At 66.7% G+C, this 16,196-nt stretch carries 16 protein-coding genes and 1 pseudogene; 7 read left to right on the top strand and 10 right to left on the bottom strand.

Annotated features, from left to right (window positions below):
* The first annotated feature begins 219 nt into the window (after positions 1 to 219).
* Positions 220 to 756 carry an inorganic diphosphatase gene (gene ppa / locus HEQ16_17140; GenBank protein MCO4055735.1) on the top strand — a complete coding sequence of 179 codons (537 nt, stop codon included), beginning with the start codon at positions 220 to 222 and terminating at the stop codon, positions 754 to 756.
* 346 nt (positions 757 to 1,102) lie between these two features.
* Here ppa and HEQ16_17135 read toward each other — a convergent pair.
* Positions 1,103 to 1,309, bottom strand: a pseudogene (locus tag HEQ16_17135) (transposase).
* 402 nt (positions 1,310 to 1,711) lie between these two features.
* On the opposite strand from HEQ16_17135, the gene HEQ16_17130 reads away from it, so the two are divergent.
* Positions 1,712 to 2,752 (top strand): LysR family transcriptional regulator, encoded by a 1,041-nt coding sequence (locus HEQ16_17130; GenBank protein ID MCO4055734.1) that lies wholly within the window; start codon positions 1,712 to 1,714, stop codon positions 2,750 to 2,752.
* On the opposite strand, the gene HEQ16_17125 is transcribed toward HEQ16_17130, so the two are convergent.
* On the bottom strand, positions 2,670 to 2,945 hold the full coding sequence (locus tag HEQ16_17125) for a hypothetical protein (GenBank protein MCO4055733.1): 276 nt from the start codon (positions 2,943 to 2,945) through the stop codon (positions 2,670 to 2,672). The genes HEQ16_17130 and HEQ16_17125 overlap by 83 nt on opposite strands.
* Positions 2,945 to 3,532 (bottom strand): hypothetical protein, encoded by a 588-nt coding sequence (locus HEQ16_17120; protein MCO4055732.1) that lies wholly within the window; start codon positions 3,530 to 3,532, stop codon positions 2,945 to 2,947. The genes HEQ16_17125 and HEQ16_17120 overlap by 1 nt, the downstream gene beginning before the upstream one ends.
* A 324-nt stretch (positions 3,533 to 3,856) precedes the next feature.
* Here HEQ16_17120 and HEQ16_17115 point away from each other — a divergent pair, with 324 nt between their 5' ends.
* Positions 3,857 to 4,759 carry a DMT family transporter gene (locus HEQ16_17115; GenBank protein MCO4055731.1) on the top strand — a complete coding sequence of 301 codons (903 nt, stop codon included), beginning with the start codon at positions 3,857 to 3,859 and terminating at the stop codon, positions 4,757 to 4,759.
* A 380-nt stretch (positions 4,760 to 5,139) separates the two neighbouring features.
* Here HEQ16_17115 and HEQ16_17110 read toward each other — a convergent pair whose 3' ends face one another.
* From HEQ16_17110 to HEQ16_17095, 4 genes are all read right to left on the bottom strand, one after another.
* Positions 5,140 to 6,738: a glucan biosynthesis protein D gene (locus HEQ16_17110; GenBank protein MCO4055730.1), complete on the bottom strand. Its 1,599-nt coding sequence runs from the start codon at positions 6,736 to 6,738 to the stop codon at positions 5,140 to 5,142.
* Positions 6,739 to 6,907: 169 nt separating this feature from the next.
* On the bottom strand, positions 6,908 to 7,843 hold the full coding sequence (locus tag HEQ16_17105) for a prephenate/arogenate dehydrogenase family protein (protein ID MCO4055729.1): 936 nt from the start codon (positions 7,841 to 7,843) through the stop codon (positions 6,908 to 6,910).
* Positions 7,844 to 7,850: 7 nt separating this feature from the next.
* Positions 7,851 to 8,978, bottom strand: a complete 1,128-nt coding sequence (locus HEQ16_17100) for a histidinol-phosphate transaminase (GenBank protein ID MCO4055728.1) — start codon at positions 8,976 to 8,978, stop codon at positions 7,851 to 7,853.
* A 69-nt stretch (positions 8,979 to 9,047) separates the two neighbouring features.
* A complete protein-coding gene (locus tag HEQ16_17095; protein ID MCO4055727.1) occupies positions 9,048 to 9,893 on the bottom strand; it encodes a hypothetical protein in 846 nt (281 codons plus the stop codon).
* Between the two features lie 132 nt (positions 9,894 to 10,025).
* On the opposite strand from HEQ16_17095, the gene HEQ16_17090 reads away from it, so the two are divergent.
* On the top strand, positions 10,026 to 11,243 hold the full coding sequence (locus tag HEQ16_17090; GenBank protein ID MCO4055726.1) for a homoserine O-acetyltransferase: 1,218 nt from the start codon (positions 10,026 to 10,028) through the stop codon (positions 11,241 to 11,243).
* A gap of 16 nt (positions 11,244 to 11,259) precedes the next feature.
* Positions 11,260 to 11,913, top strand: coding sequence for a methionine biosynthesis protein MetW (metW, locus tag HEQ16_17085; GenBank protein ID MCO4055725.1), 654 nt, complete (start codon positions 11,260 to 11,262; stop codon positions 11,911 to 11,913).
* Here metW and HEQ16_17080 read toward each other — a convergent pair.
* Positions 11,907 to 13,013 (bottom strand): DUF2125 domain-containing protein, encoded by a 1,107-nt coding sequence (locus tag HEQ16_17080; GenBank protein ID MCO4055724.1) that lies wholly within the window; start codon positions 13,011 to 13,013, stop codon positions 11,907 to 11,909. The genes metW and HEQ16_17080 overlap by 7 nt on opposite strands.
* Before the next feature lie 142 nt (positions 13,014 to 13,155).
* Between HEQ16_17080 and HEQ16_17075 the strand changes: the two genes are divergently transcribed.
* The gene (locus HEQ16_17075; protein ID MCO4055723.1) at positions 13,156 to 13,656 is read left to right on the top strand and encodes a gamma-glutamylcyclotransferase; all 501 of its coding nucleotides are present in this window, start codon (positions 13,156 to 13,158) and stop codon (positions 13,654 to 13,656) included.
* Positions 13,657 to 13,685: 29 nt separating this feature from the next.
* Here the strand turns inward: HEQ16_17075 and HEQ16_17070 are convergent, their stop codons facing one another.
* The gene (locus HEQ16_17070) at positions 13,686 to 14,093 is read right to left on the bottom strand and encodes a hypothetical protein (protein ID MCO4055722.1); all 408 of its coding nucleotides are present in this window, start codon (positions 14,091 to 14,093) and stop codon (positions 13,686 to 13,688) included.
* Between the two features lie 195 nt (positions 14,094 to 14,288).
* On the opposite strand from HEQ16_17070, the gene hisN reads away from it, so the two are divergent.
* Complete coding sequence (hisN, locus tag HEQ16_17065; protein MCO4055721.1) at positions 14,289 to 15,071, top strand: histidinol-phosphatase; 783 nt, start codon at positions 14,289 to 14,291, stop codon at positions 15,069 to 15,071.
* Here hisN and HEQ16_17060 read toward each other — a convergent pair.
* A complete protein-coding gene (locus tag HEQ16_17060; GenBank protein MCO4055720.1) occupies positions 14,991 to 16,034 on the bottom strand; it encodes an alpha/beta hydrolase in 1,044 nt (347 codons plus the stop codon). The two genes, hisN and HEQ16_17060, sit on opposite strands and share 81 nt — an antisense overlap.
* Positions 16,035 to 16,196: the final 162 nt, after the last annotated feature.

Below are 16,196 nucleotides of genomic sequence, written 5' to 3'. Positions count from 1 at the left end.
TGATTGATTCCAGCGAACAGGACCAGAGTCAAGCGCTGCGGCTTTGATTCCTAGGCAGGGCCGCCCCTGCCTTCCGCAAGGGAGCGCAGCCCGCCGGCGCCCGCGCAAGCGTGGCTTTCACTCATGCGAAGGTCTGGCCTGCTTGCGGCTTGTATTTCGTCACAAGAGGCCTTTAAGACGGGCTATCTTCCTCATGCCGCCCATCACAGGATCGATCCCATGCGTCTTGACGCCATCTCCACAGGCAAGAACCCGCCCCATGAGGTCAATGTCGTGATCGAGGTCGCGATCGGCGGCGAGCCGATCAAGTACGAGATGGACAAGGAGGCGGGCACGCTGGTGGTGGACCGCTTCCTCTACACGCCCATGCGCTATCCGGGGAATTACGGCTTCATCCCGCATACCCTGTCCGAGGATGGCGACCCGTGCGACGTGCTGGTGGCGAACACGCGGCCGATCATTCCCGGCGCGATCATCGCGGTCCGGCCCATCGGCGTGCTGATGATGGAGGATGAGGGCGGCGGCGACGAGAAGATCATCGCCGTGCCGGTGCCCAAGCTGACCAAGCGCTACGAGAACGTGCTCAACTACACCGACATGCCGAAGATCACCCTCGACCAGATCCAGCACTTCTTCGAGCACTACAAGGATCTGGAGCCAGGCAAGTGGGTCAAGCTCAAGGGCTGGGGCGATGCGGAAACCGCGCGCCGGCTGATCAGCGAAGCCATGGAGCGGGCGCAGGCCGCGAAAGGCTGAAGCGCCAGCAGCCGGGAGGCGCCTCGCGGGCCAAAGCCCGGTCCGGGGCTGCCCAGCGGCGGTCCTGCAATTGTGCATGGATGCCTCTCGCCGAGGCGTGGGCGCGACGCATCTGTTCCGATCGAGAGCGCACAGGCAGGCGCCGCCTTGCTGCGGGGCCCTGACTGACCCGGCGCGGCCTTTCCCGCTCCGGGTGCTGACGCCCTATCCATCGCGGGCTCAGGCGCATCAGCCCTGAGCCGCGCGCCTCACGGTGGCGATTGCGGGCGCAGTGCCACGCCAGGGCCATGCGGCCCGGCGAGAAGGAAGCTCACCCGGCCCTCATCACGGCTTGCTCGCTGCCGCGTTGCAGCACGAGTATCTTGAACATCAGCACGTGATCATAAGGCGGACGCCCGCCCTTCGCCCGGTCCGTACGCGGCACAGCCTGCTCAAGATCACCCCGGAACATCTCGAAATTCACCAGCACGTTCAGGCGCTCGGGATCGTCGCCCTTGGCCGGCAGTTCCCGCAGGCGGCCATCCCCATCAAACAAGCCCCGCTGATCCGACATCCGATTCATCCCCGTTGCCACAACGGAAGCGAATCAGAACGCAGCCCTCAAAGCCATGGTTCTTGGAGGTGTCCGGCTCGTGGGCGTTGTCGGTCTTGGCGACGTGCCGACGACGTCGGCGCGGCTTAAGGTCGTGCTCCGGTCAAGCGACGCGTCACCATCGACCACACGGGCTATGCCGCTGGCCTCGAGCGCCGCGGTGGGGACGGGAGCGGTGGGGACGTGAATTGCCAATATCACAAACAATCAACGCCCATGCCATCCTGTCAATCCTGGCCGGCGAGAAACCGCTATTTTCTGCACAAAAATCCCCGATTCAATCGATTTATTCACAAATTGTTGTTTCTACGTATCTATTGAACGGCCTGGAGCGTGTAAGAAAACCTTTTGGGGGTTGACGGGGTGAATTTGAAGCCATTCGAGATTGGACAGGACGGGCTGGTCAAGTCCGCATTGGAAGACCCGGTTATCCTTAGCGGCAGGTTCTGGGACGAACTGCGCGTATTCCTGGCAGTGGCCAAGCTCGGCTCCTTCGCGAAAGCCGGGGATGCCCTCGGCATGGGCACTGCCACGGTCTCGCGGCACGTCAAGCGGCTGCAGGACCAGTTGCGCGCCCAATTGATCGTGGCGGGACGAACAGGCTCCAAGCTGACGCCCGACGGCGCCTCGCTCGCCCGCGCCCTGTCGGAACTCGACCACAAGGTCTTCTCGATCGCGAGCAACTTCCGGACCAACAACCGCGACGTCGAGGGAACGGTGCGTGTGAGCGTGACCGAAGGATTGGCGGGCGTCTTCCTGGCTTCGAAGCTCGCGGCCTTCCATGCCATCTGGCCGGGCATCTGCTTGCATCTGAAGACGCCGATCAACCTCATGAGTCTCCGGGAGAACCGCGCCGACATGATGGTCGGCTTCGAGCCGGTCGAGGCGTCCGACATCGCCTGCGTGCCGCTCGGCCATCTTCACCTGATCCCGATCGCGAGCGAGCAATACATCCGTCGCAATGGCGCGCCGAAGCTCGGCGATCTGTCGCACCATGTCTTCGTCGACAGCCAGTTCTACCAGGCCCGAACCGGCATGTGGACGGAGTGGCAGTATCTGATGGCGCAAGGGCGCGTTTCGGCCAATTGCGACAGTTCGCTGTCCTATGCGAGTGCGGTCCTGGGTGGGCTTGGGATCGGCCTGCTCGGCAACTATACTCTGTCGGACAGCACGCTGCGGCATCTCATGCTTGGTGTCCACGTCAGCGTGCCGATCTATCTGCTCGGTCTGACCGAACGGCTTGAGGCGCGCCCTGTTCGGGTCGTGGCGGACTGGTTGGCGGACACCTTCGGCCCCCATAACCCCTGGTTCGCCGAAGAACTCAACCTTCGGCCCGACACTCCGACATCGTTTCTGGCGGTGATGGGGGCTCTTCTCGGCGAGCCGCCTGGTGACGCTCGCTGATCAGTTCGGCGGCGTCGAGGTAGCGGTTGGCCAGGTCCTCCAGCATCTCTCCGAGCGCGAGGGGGATCTCCGCGCCGGTTCTGGCCATCTCATCGAGGATGATGGTCTGCAGGGCGCGCACGCCCTGCAGATGGCTGTCGTAGAGCGCAAGCAGCAAGGTCCGTTCGGGAGAAGGCATGCTCTTGCGCGTCATCAGGTTGATGCCTCGAAGCTCGAGGGTTTGTCCCATGCGCCCTCGATCCGGTAGAGAGTCGCGACGTCGGTCTCCGCCGTGATCGCATTCGCGGGGACATCGAGATGCCTGACCAGTTCGACATAGGGATCGCCCTGGCTCGTGAAGTAGGCCGGCGCCTTCGTCGTCACCTCCTCGAAGCGGTACAGACGGCACCAGAGGCGAGCGTAGGTCGGCTCGGCGTGTGTGAGCGCGATCGGATAGCCCTTGCGCGCGACATGGTCGAAGACGAAGTCGAGGAAGGCCTTGACGACACGGGCGTTCCTGAAGGTCTTGCGCATCGCCATCCGCTCGAGCTTGGCGAAGCCGTTGAACCAACGGATGCGGATCGCCCCGAACGGCTCGTCTGCGTCATAGGCTATGACGTGGGTGGCCTGGAAGTCGTTGCCGTCAAAGGCCAGCCGCGCGGGGTATCCCTCATCTTCCATGTAGACGATGGCGCGGATGCTCAACGCGTCGAGCATCTGCTCCTGCGTCTGCACGATCTCAAAGCGCACGGCGTTGTGACCCGCCGCGCGTGAGGGCTTGTGGATGGCTTCAGTATTCACGACGCTCTCCCGCGTTAAAGAGTAGTTAATCAAACAAATATCTGTAACTGTCCTGAACCGCGCCATCGTTTCTGTCATCGTGCGGCGTTTCAAAAATGAAACACAGGAGGATAATGTGACTGAAAGAACGAACGTTGAAGACATTATCGCCGATGAATGCATTTATGCTATACAGAGGGGAGTAACAAATTGGGTGCAAATACGCGACATGATCAATAAACGGATAGCATCTCTTCCCAATGAAGATCGCCTGGACGCCGAATATCGCTTGAGCTTGATGATCGATCGGGATCAGCATCGGCCCCATCAGATCGTGAGACACTGATGGCGGCCCGCGAAGCCGCTACCGCCCGGCTGCCGGTGGCGGGGGTGTTCGCCGCGCTCGCCGCCGTCGTCATCGGTGCGGGCTGGCATGTCGCCACCCGGCTCGGCGTCACGACATCGCTGCATCCGGTCGACCTCGCGCTGCTGCGCTACGGAGTCCCGGCGCTGATCATGCTGCCTGTGCTCCTGAAGACCGGGCTCCTGCCCAAAGGCGCTCCGCGCGGCTGGCTGGCGCTCGTGGTGGTCGGCGCAGGGCTTCCTTTCGGTCTTCTCGCCATGGCAGGCAGCCAGTTCGCGCCGGTCGCGCACATGGGCATCATCATCCCTGGCGGCATGGCGCTCGCCGTGGCCTTCCTGACCTGGCGGCTGATGGGTGAGCGCTTCTCGACGCTCCGGTTGACGGGGCTCGGTCTGCTGACGCTCGCAATCCTGCTGCTCGGGATCGGCTCATTCGCCAACGTCACCGGACGCACGCTGATCGGCGATCTCATGTTCCTCGCGGGCGCGACGCTCTGGGCCGGCTATACCATCGCCTTCCGGAAGTGCGGGCTGAATCCGATCCAGGGGGCCGCTCTGATCAGCGCCTGGTCGCTCATCATGGTTGCGCCGATCTGGCTCCTGACGCCGGGCGTGAAGCTCCTGCAGGCGCCGTTGTGGGATGTCGGCATCCAGTTCCTGTGGCAGTCGATCCTGGCCGGCGTCGTCGCCGTCTGGGCATATGGGTTCGCCGTCAGGTCGATCGGACCGGCCAACGGGGCCGCCATCGGCGCGCTGCTCCCGGCGGTGTCGTCCTTCGGCGGCCTCATGGTGCTCGGAGAGGCAATCCCGACGACGACAGCCATCGCCATCGTGCTCGCGGTTGGGGGCGTCTTGCTGTCGACCGGTTACCTCGAGCGCAATTGATCGATCAGGCGCCGTCCTTCACGACCGAGCGCGTCCGATCCCCATCGATCACCCGCATCGGCTCACCATACCGGTCGCCTTCGGGCCCTGTGCCGGTCTGGTGCCCGGTGACTGCCGCGATCATGCCGGCTACGAGGGAATAGAGTAGCGTCGTTTGGCGGTCACCCTGCTCGCGCGCCGTCGGCGTGAGCTTGCGCGCGATCTGCGCCGGCGCACCTCTCGGCCCCGCAGGACCTCATTCTTCAGATTGTGACCAGTTACAATCATGAAATTACTCCTACCTCTTGGCGAAGTGGGAGACCCGGTCCGGAAATTTTGGGGACTCTTCCAGATGGTGAATTTTTCTCCGAGCGCGCACATCATTTCAATGCCACATCTCCTCACACGAACGGGTGATACTGGTAGAGCCAGGTTTCGCTCAGCACCCTGTCGCCCAGCCTGAGATAGGCGCGCATCTCCACGGGCTCGGCACCGTCGACAGTCAGGTCGAACTGCGCGCGCCAGTGGCCCGGCACGTCGTTCGGAACAGCTTCGGTGAAGACATAGGAAAAGCTGCCGCGCGAGGCAGAGAGCACGATCTCGGGCTTCACGCCGAAGGGCACGGCCTTCAGCCCGTCGCCGACGAATTCGAGCATGAACTTGCGCACGCCCCTGGGGCGCACCGTTCCAGGCTGGCCGCCATTGCCCATGCGGGTGGCGACCACGCGGGCCAGCGGCGGCGGATAGGGCTCGTCCGCCAGCCAGAACAGGCGGTAGCGATACTCGAAGGACTGGCCGGCGCGCACCGGCTCGGCCGGCACCCACATGGCGACGATATTGTCGTGGATCTCGTCGTCGGTGGGAATCTCGATCAGCTGCACCGCGCCCTTGCCCCAGTCGCCAAGGGGCTCGATCCACAGGCTCGGCCGTTTCTCGTAGAAGACGCCATCCATGTAGTTGCCGAAGACGCGGTCGCGCTGCATCAGCCCGAAGCCTTTCGGATTGTCGTCGACGAAGGATGAGGCGATGGTGCGGGGCGGGTTGTTGAGCGGCCGCCAGGCGCGCTCGCCAGCGCCGGTCCAGATGGCGAGCCCGTCGCTGTCATGCACCTCGGGGCGCCAGTCCACGGCGGTGGGTTTCTTGTTCTCCGAATACCAGTACATTGATGTCAGGGGCGCCACGCCGAAGCGCTGGATGTCCTTGCGGATGTAAAGCGCCTTCTCCACCTCCATGGTCACGCCGGCCTTGCGCGTCATCACGAAGCGGAAGGCGCCAGAAACAGAGGGGCTGTCAAGCAGCGCGCAGACCGTGACCGATGCGGCGTCGGGGCTGGGCGTCTCGAGCCAGACATGGGTGAAGTCGGGAAACTCTTCGGGGCCCGTGGGCACGGCCGGATCGACGGCAAGGCCGCGAGCCGAGAGCCCGTACTGGTAGAGCTCGCCAATGGCGCGGAAATAGGAGGCGCCGAGGAAGGCGACCCAGTCATTGCCGCGCCAATCCAGCGGCGCGCCCTTGGGGCCGGGATGGCCTGCCCGGCTTTCCTGAAAGCGGAAGCCCGCGAAGCCGGAGTTCTCTGGCAGCTCATGGGCGGGGCTGCTCCTGGGCATGTCGAAATAGCGCTCGTCATAGACGATCTCGCGGGCGCGGCCCTCGGCCACCACATGCATGCGCACAGGCTTCTGGAAGAAGCGGCCCAGATGGAAGAAGGTCACCGGCCAGGGCGATGGGCCATTGGCCCACAGCGCCAGATCGGTGCGGAAACGGATCTTGCCATGGGCGTCATAGTCGATGCGCTCAAGCACGTCGGGGCGCGGGCGTGGGGGCGGGGCATAGGGCCTGGCCGCCATCTCGCGGGCGCGGCGCTTGAGCGCATCGAAGCCGAAGCCCTGCGCCTCGCCCAGCTTGAGCCCGGCCTGCGCCAAAGCCTCCGGCGAAAAGCCGCTGGCGGCGGCGGCGCCAAGGGCTGCTGTTCCGGCGAGAAGGGTGCGGCGGTCGATCATGCGCAAGGTGTCCGTCCTGAGGTCAGCGCTCGATATCGTGCCGACAGGAGTGAAAGCAAGGCAGCGGCGGCAGAGCCGCTCGAGAGGTTGATCGCCGCAGCCAGGGTCTTTACCGCAACCGGGCCTTCGCCATACCCGGGTTCACTTGCGCGTCTTCACTTGCACATCTTCACTTGCGCAGCTTGTCAGTCTCGGGTTTGTCCTGGCCGAGAGAGACGATTCCGCGGCGGATGGCGCGTGTTCGCGTGAAATGCCGGTGCAGCGTCTCGCCATCGCCGAAGCGGATCGCACGTGTCAACACCGAGAGGTCCTCGCTGAAGCGGCCCAGCATCTCGAGCACGGCCTCCTTGTTGTGCAGGAAGACGTCGCGCCACATGGTCGGATCCGAAGACGCGATGCGTGTGAAGTCGCGGAAGCCGCCGGCCGAGAACTTGATCACCTCGGATTGCGTCACCGCCTCCAGCTCGTTGGCGGTGCCGACGATGTTGTAGGCGATGAGGTGGGGCAGGTGGCTGGTGATGGCGAGGACCAGATCGTGATGCTGGGGCGTCATCACCTCGACGATCGCGCCCATCGCTTCCCAGTAGGCGCGCAGCCTGCGCAGCGCCTCGGCATCGACGTCCTCAGGCGGGGTGAGGATGCACCAGCGGTTGAGGAACAGGCTCGGGAAGCCGGCATCGGGGCCGGAGTGCTCCGTGCCGGCGACAGGGTGGGCAGGAATGAAATGCACGCCGGTCGGGACATGGGGCGCGAGCTGATCGACCACCGCCGCCTTCACCGATCCGACATCGGACAGTATGGCGCCGTGCGAAAGCGCCGGCGCGATCGCCTGCGCCACTGCGGCGCAGGCGCCCACGGGCACGCACAGGATGACGAGATCGGCGCCGGCCGCCGCTTCGCGCGCGCTGGTCGTGGCCACATCGGCGATTCCCAGTTCACGCACGCGCGCAGTCACGGCCTCGTCGCGGTCGGCGGCGGCGATCTCGCGCGCCAGGTTGAGCTCACGCGCGGCGCGGGCCAGGGACGAGCCGATGAGGCCCATGCCGATGATGGCGATGCGCCCCAGCAGCGGCTCGCTCCTGATCGGGGCGAAGCTCTCCTTCATGCCGCCCTCAGCCATCCAGAAAGTCCTTCAGCGCGTCGATCACGGCCTTGTTGGCCGCCTCGCTGCCGATGGTCAGGCGCAGCGCGCCAGGCAGGCCGTAGGCGTCCATGCGGCGCAGGATCAGGCCGCGGGAGGTCAGGAAGGCGTCGGCCTCAGGCGCGGTCCGGCCTTTCTGCGCGGGGAAGTGGATCAGCACGAAATTGCCGACCGATGGCGTGACGGTCAGGCCTAGCGCCTCGATCCCGGCGCTCATCCAAGGCAGCCATACATCATTGTGCGCGACCGCGCTGGCAACATGGGTCTCGTCTGCAATGGCGGCGGCGCCTGCTTCAAGCGCAGCGCCATTGACGTTGAAGGGCCCGCGGATGCGGTTGAGCGCGTCGATGACATGGGCGGGGCCATGCAGCCAGCCGAGGCGGAGATTGGCCAGTCCGTAGATCTTCGAGAAGGTCCGCGTCATCACGACATTATCGGAGGTGGCGACGAGCTCCAGCCCCGGGGCGTAGTCGTTGCGCCGCACATATTCGGCATAGGCGGCATCCAGCACCAGCAGCACATGGGGCGGCAGGCCGGCCTGAAGCCGCTTGACCTCGTCGAAGGGCAGGTAGGTGCCGGTCGGGTTGTTGGGGTTGGCGAGATAGACGATGCGGGTGCGCGGCGTGACGGCGGCGAGCAGTGCGTCGACATCGGCGGTGAAGTTCTTCTCGGGCACCGCCACGGGCGTGCCGCCGGCAGCCATGATGGCGATCTTGTAGACCAGGAAGCCGTATTGCGAGAAAATGCCTTCGTCACCCGGCCCGATATAGGCGTTGGTCACCAGCGACAGCAGCTCATCCGAGCCCGAGCCGCAGATCAGCCGGGCGGGATCGAGGCCGAACCTCGCGCCGATCGCCTCGCGCAGCTTCAGCGCAGAGCCATCAGGATAAAGCTCGAGCTTGCCAGCCAGCGCCTTGAACGCGTCGACGGCGCGAGGGCTTGGTCCGAGCGGGGTCTCGTTGGAGGAGAGCTTGATCAACGGCACGCCGGCGGGCGCAGCGCTCTTTCCGGGAACATAGGCCTCGATGGCCATCACGCCGGGGCGCGGCATGGGGCGGGCGGGAGAAGCGGACTGGGCCTGCGTGTTCGGTGCGGTCATGAGCGGTCATCCTGGAAGGTGGAACCTGGCCTGGGGTTCGCGGCCGGGGTCGATGGCTGCGGCTGGCGATCAGGCAGGGCGGGGCGGGGCGCTGAAGCGGGCGGCATGGCTGCCGATCTCGGTGAGTTCGGCGCCGCCGAGCGCGGCGCGCAACTGCGAGCGGTCGGTCTCGCCATCGGCGGCGACCAGAAGCGACAGGCCCGACGTGTCGGCGGCGCTGGCTGTCACCTCGCCCAGGGCTGCGGCGAGCGCGGCCTCCATCTCGAGGCTCCAGCGTTCGACGCGGGCCTGGTAGAGCACGACCTCGCGCACGGCTGCATCGGCGATGGGCCGCGCGATGACATAGACCGGTGTGCCGGCCGGATGGTCGGGGCGCTCGATGAAGGGCAGCCGGGCGATGATTTTCGGTGCTGCCGCACCGGCAAGGCCGGTCCACCAAGCGCCGGCGCTTGCGCCCTGGTCGATGCGGAAGATGCCGAGATCGCCGGCCGAGGCGGCCACTGCGGCGATCACCGCCTTGGCGTCGTCATGAGGCACGTAAGGCGCGGTGAAGCCGAAATGGAAGCGCGCGGAATCGCGCATCTGACCGTCCCCGCCCGAAATGTCGGCATGGACGCGGTAATGCGCCTGAACCCAGGTGAAGGTGGCGATGATGACGCGCCAGATGCTCTCGGCCGTGTCCAGCGGCAGCAGGCCCTTGTGGCGCAGCGCCAGCCTGCGCATCATCTCCGCCTCGCGGCCGGGGCGGAAGGCCGAGCCGGAGACTTGCGTCTTCTTGACCTCGATCAGACGCTCGATCACCTGTCCGCGCTCCATCAGCAGCTCATGCATGGAGGTGTCGATGCGGTCGATCGCGGCGCGCAGATCGGCCAGCGAGATGGGCGGGGAGATCAACGGGGGCACGGTGGCTGACATGGCGGCGGTCGCTTGAGGTTACGGGCCGTGTCTAGCCCCGAACCGGGCGCTTGGCAAAGGGCCGTCATGCCTGATCGCCATTGACAGCGGCGCGTGCCGGGGCCATCCCTATCGTCCGCTCAAACGAACGACATGATTGCAGGAACAAACAAGACCGCCGAACCGAACCGCCCGGCAGGGAGCGGCCCTGCCGCGCCGTTGGCGGATCCGGTGCGGGAGGCCAATGAGCCTTCGAGCCTCGTCGCCCGCTTCGGGCCCGATGAGCCGCTCGCCATGGATTGCGGCGTCGTGCTCGACAGCTGGCAGATCGCCTACCAGACCTATGGCGCACTCAACGCCGAGCGCTCCAACGCCGTGCTGGTGTGCCACGCGCTGACCGGCGACCAGCATGTGGCCAGCCGCAATCCCGTCACCGGCAAGCCCGGCTGGTGGGAGGTGCTGATCGGACCGGGCCGGCCGATCGACACGGATCGCTTTTTCGTCATCTGCTCGAACGTGCTGGGCGGCTGCCTGGGCTCCACCGGGCCGGCCTCGCTCAACCCGGCCACGGGCAAGCCCTATGGCCTCGATTTTCCGCTGCTGACCATCCGCGACATGGTGCGCGCACAGGCGAAGCTGATCGATCATCTGGGAATCGACACGCTCTTTGCCGTGATCGGCGGGTCCATGGGCGGGATGCAGGTGCTGCAATGGGCCTCATCCTATCCCCGGCGGGTCTTTGCCGCCGTGCCGCTGGCCACGGCGGCGCGCCACTCGGCGCAGAACATCGCCTTCCACGAGGTGGGCCGGCAGGCCGTGATGGCCGATCCCGACTGGCGCGGCGGGCGGTATCTCGATGCGGGTGCGAGGCCATCCAAGGGCCTGTCGGTGGCGCGCATGGGGGCGCACATCACCTATCTTTCCGAGGCGGCGCTGCACCGGAAGTTCGGCCGCAACCTGCAGGACCGCGAGAGCCGGACCTTCTCGTTCGATGCCGATTTCCAGGTCGAGAGCTATCTGCGCCATCAGGGCGTGAGCTTCGTTGAGCGCTTCGACGCCAACGCCTATCTCTACCTGACCCGCGCCATGGACTACTTCGATCTCGCTGCCGACCATGGCGGCATTCTGGCGCGGGCCTTCGCCCGGAGCCGCACGCGGTTCTGCGTGGCCTCCTTCACCTCGGACTGGCTTTTTCCCACCAGCGACTCGCGCGCCATCGTGCATGCGCTCAACGCCTCCGGCGCCTCGGTGTCCTTCGTGGAGCTGGAGAGCGACAAGGGGCACGATGCCTTCCTGCTCGACGAGCCGCAGCTCTTCGCAACGCTGCGCGGCTTCATAGGGGCGGCAGCAAGGGCGCGCGGGCTGGCCTGATGACGGAGGCCGCAGCATGAGCGATGTGCGCATCGACCTGAGCCTGATCGCCGACATGGTGGAGCAGGGCAGCCGCGTGCTCGATGTCGGCTGCGGCGATGGCGAGCTTCTGGCGCTGCTGGCCGCCCGCCGCAATGTGGATGCGCGCGGGATCGAGCTTTCGCGCGAGGGCGTCGCCGGCTGCGTCTCGCGCGGGCTGTCCGTGATCCAGGGCGATGCCGATACGGATCTGGGCGATTATCCGGACGATGCCTTCGATTATGTCATCCTGTCGCAGACCATCCAGGCGACGCGGGCGCCCAAGCGCGTGCTCGAGAACATGCTGCGCATCGGCCAGCGCGCCATCGTGTCCTTTCCGAATTTCGGCCACTGGAGCATCCGGGCGCAGATCGCCTTCAAGGGACGCATGCCTGTGACGGGGAACCTGCCCGACAGCTGGCATGACACGCCGAACATCCATTTCTGCACCATCCGCGACTTCGTGGGGCTGTGCGGGGAGATCGGGGCCGTGACCGAGCGCGCGGTGGCGCTCAACGCCTCGGGCGGCGATATCGGCGTCAAGGCGCCGTGGTGGTTCTGGAACCTGTTCGGCCAGCAGGCGGTGTTCCTGCTGCGCCGCTCGGGTCCGCTCCCCCCCACACTGCCGGGCCCGGTGCAGAAGCCTCAGTAAAGCGGCGCCAGCGGTCCAAAGGGGAGCCTGATCGGCCCGAAGCCGATACGCCCGCCCCGGATGTCGATGGCCGGCAGGGGCCGCAGCCCGTCCGGCGTGGCCGGCGCCGCGCGGCCCGAAAGGGCGCTGGCCAGATCCATGGCCCCGCCGCGCAGGCGGATGCCGGCGAACTGATCGATGTTGAGCGCCGAGGGCTCGATGCGCCCGGCGGGGCGCTTCTCCTCGTCGATCATCAGCATGCCCTTGGCCTCAACCTGCTTGATGCCCTTCCTGAGGTTCACGCGCGTGAGATCGAGCGAGCCTCCCGCCAGCCGCCACGCCTCCAGCGCAGTGGGCGCGATGCCCTGGCCGAGCAGGTTCGAGCGGCTGGCCGTGATCTGCACATCGAGGTCAGACGGGTTGGCGTCGCCGAACAGGGCATCGAGCTCGCCCGAGGCAAGCTGCCCGACCCGCACGAAAAGGTCGCGCGCCTGATCCGGCGCCGGGCGGGCCGGGTTGCGGCGCAGATGCGCCTCCAGGGATTGGGCGCTCAGGGTCGAGGTCGCGCCGCCCGGCGCAGTGAGCGTCACGAATGGCCGGCGGGCATCCAGCGACAGCCGCTCCAGTTCGCCGGAGGCATCGCGCCGGCTGGCCTCGAACTGGTCCCAGCGGGCCGCAATGCGGGTGCCATCGGCAAGCCGGGCCTCGAGGGGGCCCCTGGCCTGGATGACGACGTGGTTGGGCGTGTGCGGCTGGCCGATGACGAGCACGGGGCCTGCGGAAAATTGCGTCACGCCCGCGCTGGCCTGGCGGGTGAGCGTCACGTCCGCACAGCGCACTTCGATCCGGAAGGGATAGCCAGAGATGGTGCGGTTCACGCATGTCCAGGCATCCCCCCGGGCAGCGGCCTCGGCCACGGCTCGGTCGAGGCCATCGGCAACGAGATTGCGCGCGAACAGCCAGAAGCCGCTCCAGGCCGCGACGATGAGGGCGAGCGCGATCAACGGCAGGTAAAGGCCCCAGCGGCTGGCGCGGCCGGCACGGCGGGGCGCACCGCCCGCAGGCCCATCGGGGCTTGCGCTTCCGCGACGGTACGGTTCGGGCGTGCTCTGTGACATCATCCGCTCGCATGCTTGCAACTGGCCAGCACAGTTGATAGCGCCGCGAGGGCCGTTGGGCGAGCCCCAAGGTTCGGAGGCGCGGTTGAAAAACACGGGAACACAGCCCGAGGGCGATCTGTGGGTGTTTGGGTATGGCTCGCTGATGTGGCGGCCGGGCTTTGCCTTCGAGGATCGGCATCCGGCCACGCTCAAGGGCTTCCACCGGTCCTTGTGCGTCTACTCGCACCATCACCGGGGCACGCCGGACAGGCCGGGGCTGGTGATGGGGCTGGACCGCGGCGGCTCATGCAAGGGGCTGGCCTACCGGGTGAGCCCGGCCCATGCGGCCGCCACCATCGCCTATCTGCGCGAGCGTGAGCAGGTTACCGCGGTCTATCTGGAGCGGACCCTGCCCATCACGCTGGGCGATGGGCGCAGGACGCTCGCCCTCGCCTATACGGTGGACAGGGGCCACGCCCAATATGCCGGCCGTCTCGACCGCGAGGCGCTGCTGACGTTCACCAGCCAGGCCAATGGCGTGTCGGGCGCCAATCCGGACTATGTCATCAGCACCCATGCCCAGCTCAACGAGCTGGGGGTGACCGATCCGGTGCTGAGCTGGCTGGTGCGACAGCTCAGCGACCAGTCCCAGTCCCAGCCTTGAGCCTGAGCGGGCGGGCGGACCCGGGCCGGTCAGTGCACGGGTGTCAGATCCGCCACGGCGTGGCTCCGGTCCTCATCCGTCGCGGCGATGAGATGGACATGGATATGGGTGGCGCCGGCTGTCGCCACCTCGTCGCGCCAGCGCGTGACGGCGTCCTCGAGGCCCCACGGACCCGCCTCGCGCACGCTGATGATGCTGCGCCCCGGCCCCACCGCGATCAGCACGCTCTCGGCAAAGCACAGCGCGTCCTCGTCGCCGATGGCGAAGGTGGATGCGACATAGCGTCGGCCCGAGCGCCCGCGCCATGCGGTGAAGCGGCCGGCATGGCCGCCCTCCATCGTGCGCAGGGGCCATTCCTGCGGCCTCCCCGCAGCGCGCAGTGTGGATTCGAAATCGAAGGCGACCTGATCAGGGTCGTGATACGCAAAGGCGGACATGGCAGCTCCCGTTCTTTTATGTTCCTGTTTTGTTCTGTGAACATAGAAAGAACGCTTATCCACAGCCTGTCAACATGAAATTCACCGCCCGATCACCAACCTGTTCACATTCGCGTTTCGCCGCGGAGCGCGGATGCGATAGTGATCAGCCCATCATTCGCTGCCGCCGGCGCGGCCGCTCACGAGGTTCAGCCCATGTCTGCGGTCGATTTCGCACGTTTTGTCCATGATCTCGCCAACCGCTCGGGCGAGGCGATCATGCCTTTCTTCCGCACGGCCATGACCACGCACAACAAGGGCGGAACGGGCATCTTCGATCCGGTCACGGAGGGCGACCGGGCGGCGGAGATGGTCATGCGGCGCATGATCAAGGAGACCTTCCCCGCCCATGGCATCGTCGGCGAGGAATTCGGCGTGGAGCGCGCCGAGGCGGAGTTCGTCTGGGTGCTCGATCCCATCGATGGCACGCGCGCCTTCGTCTCGGGCCTGCCGGTCTGGGGCACGCTGATCGGCCTCACCCGCAACGGGGCGCCGGCCTATGGCATGATGCACCAGCCCTTCACGCGCGAGCGCTATTTCGGCGATGGCCAGTCGGCGCATTACGCCGGGCCGGAGGGCGAGCGCAGCATCCGCGCGCGGGCCTGCTGGGATCTGGCCGAGGCCACGATCATGACCACCTCGCCGGCGCTGTTCGGCCTTGGCGAGCGTCAGGCCTATGACCGCGTCGAGAAGGCCTGCAAGCTCGCGCGCTACGGCTGCGATTGCTATGCCTACTGCATGCTCGCGGCCGGCCATGTCGATCTGGTCATCGAGTCAGGGCTCAAGCCTTACGACATCGTGGCGCTGGTCCCGATCGTAGAAGGCGCGGGTGGCGTCGTGACCGACTGGCAAGGCGGCTCAGCCGCCGGCGGCGGGCAGATCATCGCCGCTGGTGACCGGCGCATCCACGCCGCGGCGCTGGCGCTTCTGAACGGCTGAGGCAGGCCCGGGGCGCAGTTCGCCCGGAATGAAGGCGTCGAAGGCCGCCCAGAACGTCGCCCGCACCGCATCGACCTCGTTGACGATCTCATGGCGCGCGCCTGGCAGCACCAGGGCAAGGCCGGTCTTGAGCCGCGCCGCGAAGCGCTCGATGGCCGGCGTCGACACCACCGGATCGGCGCCGGCGGCAATGACCAGAGACGGCACGCGGATGTCCAGGGGCGTGGCCGGATCGGCCATGCGCCGCATGAAGGCGAGCGCCTCCCGCACCCAGCGTATGGTGGGGTCCCCTATGGCGAGTTCGGGCCGCAGCCGCGCAAGCTCGGCATTGCGCGCATAGCGCTCGGGATCGGAGGTCAGGCGGTTGCCCGCGAAGGGGCGCGTGGCGAGCGGCGCTTCGCGCCCGGCGGGGATTCTGGCCGAGCCCATGAGAAGCGCGTCGAGCAGCGTCACCGTCATCCTGACCACGCCCGGGCGGCGCAGCAGGGCGAGGTCGATCATCGGGGCCAGCGCGACGAGCCGGCTTGCCGGGAAGCGCCCCTGGCGTGAGGCCTCCAGGCAGAGCGAGGCGCCCATGGAGTGGGCCAGCACGAACCACGGTTTGGGCAGGCGCGGCATCAACTCGGCGAAGACAGCATCCAGATCGAGCCCGTAATCGGCGAAGCGACGCACATGGCCTTTGCGCGGATTGCGGGTCAGGCGGTCTGAGCCGCCCTGTCCGCGCCAGTCGAAGGCCGCGACATGGAAGCCGCGCCGGCGCAGCTCCATGATGACCTCGCTGTAGCGCTCGATGAATTCGGCGCGGCCGCCGACAACCAGCACGGCGCCCCCGGCGCCCTTGCGCGCGGTGGGGCGCCAGCGCGCCGTGCGCAGCGCCACCCCGTCAGCGGCATGAATGACCGCCACCTGCGCCTGCGACGGCACGGGATAGGCTTCGGTGCCATGAAGTTCGGCGATGGCCATGTCGCGATCCCGCCTGCGCCGGAGACATGTCCGGCGGGCGGACTATGCCCCCCAGCCAAACCTCTTGAAAAGCCAAATCGGCGTTCCCACCTCCGAATTGTGCGGGCCAGATCCGGACGCACGACGAAAACCACGATCCGCGCCCCGTAGGGGCGGATCAGC

The organism is Bosea sp. (in: a-proteobacteria), from assembly GCA_023910605.1.
Lineage (GTDB): Bacteria > Pseudomonadota > Alphaproteobacteria > Rhizobiales > Beijerinckiaceae > Allobosea.
The sequence above is the reverse complement of the archived record's forward strand: the minus strand, read 5'-3'. Positions and strand labels throughout refer to the sequence as shown.

What these genes read in the sequence shown, in the direction of transcription:
- ppa (MCO4055735.1), top strand. Translation starts at nt 220, where the DNA reads ATGCGTCTTGACGCCATCTCCACAGGCAAGAACCCGCCCCATGAGGTC.
- HEQ16_17125 (MCO4055733.1), bottom strand. Translation starts at nt 2,945, where the DNA reads ATGACGCGCAAGAGCATGCCTTCTCCCGAACGGACCTTGCTGCTTGCG.
- HEQ16_17115 (MCO4055731.1), top strand. Translation starts at nt 3,857, where the DNA reads ATGGCGGCCCGCGAAGCCGCTACCGCCCGGCTGCCGGTGGCGGGGGTG.
- HEQ16_17110 (MCO4055730.1), bottom strand. Translation starts at nt 6,738, where the DNA reads ATGATCGACCGCCGCACCCTTCTCGCCGGAACAGCAGCCCTTGGCGCC.
- HEQ16_17105 (MCO4055729.1), bottom strand. Translation starts at nt 7,843, where the DNA reads ATGAAGGAGAGCTTCGCCCCGATCAGGAGCGAGCCGCTGCTGGGGCGC.
- HEQ16_17100 (MCO4055728.1), bottom strand. Translation starts at nt 8,978, where the DNA reads ATGACCGCACCGAACACGCAGGCCCAGTCCGCTTCTCCCGCCCGCCCC.
- HEQ16_17095 (MCO4055727.1), bottom strand. Translation starts at nt 9,893, where the DNA reads ATGTCAGCCACCGTGCCCCCGTTGATCTCCCCGCCCATCTCGCTGGCC.
- HEQ16_17090 (MCO4055726.1), top strand. Translation starts at nt 10,026, where the DNA reads ATGATTGCAGGAACAAACAAGACCGCCGAACCGAACCGCCCGGCAGGG.
- metW (MCO4055725.1), top strand. Translation starts at nt 11,260, where the DNA reads ATGAGCGATGTGCGCATCGACCTGAGCCTGATCGCCGACATGGTGGAG.
- HEQ16_17080 (MCO4055724.1), bottom strand. Translation starts at nt 13,013, where the DNA reads ATGATGTCACAGAGCACGCCCGAACCGTACCGTCGCGGAAGCGCAAGC.
- HEQ16_17075 (MCO4055723.1), top strand. Translation starts at nt 13,156, where the DNA reads ATGTGGCGGCCGGGCTTTGCCTTCGAGGATCGGCATCCGGCCACGCTC.
- HEQ16_17070 (MCO4055722.1), bottom strand. Translation starts at nt 14,093, where the DNA reads ATGTCCGCCTTTGCGTATCACGACCCTGATCAGGTCGCCTTCGATTTC.
- hisN (MCO4055721.1), top strand. Translation starts at nt 14,289, where the DNA reads ATGTCTGCGGTCGATTTCGCACGTTTTGTCCATGATCTCGCCAACCGC.
- HEQ16_17060 (MCO4055720.1), bottom strand. Translation starts at nt 16,034, where the DNA reads ATGGCCATCGCCGAACTTCATGGCACCGAAGCCTATCCCGTGCCGTCG.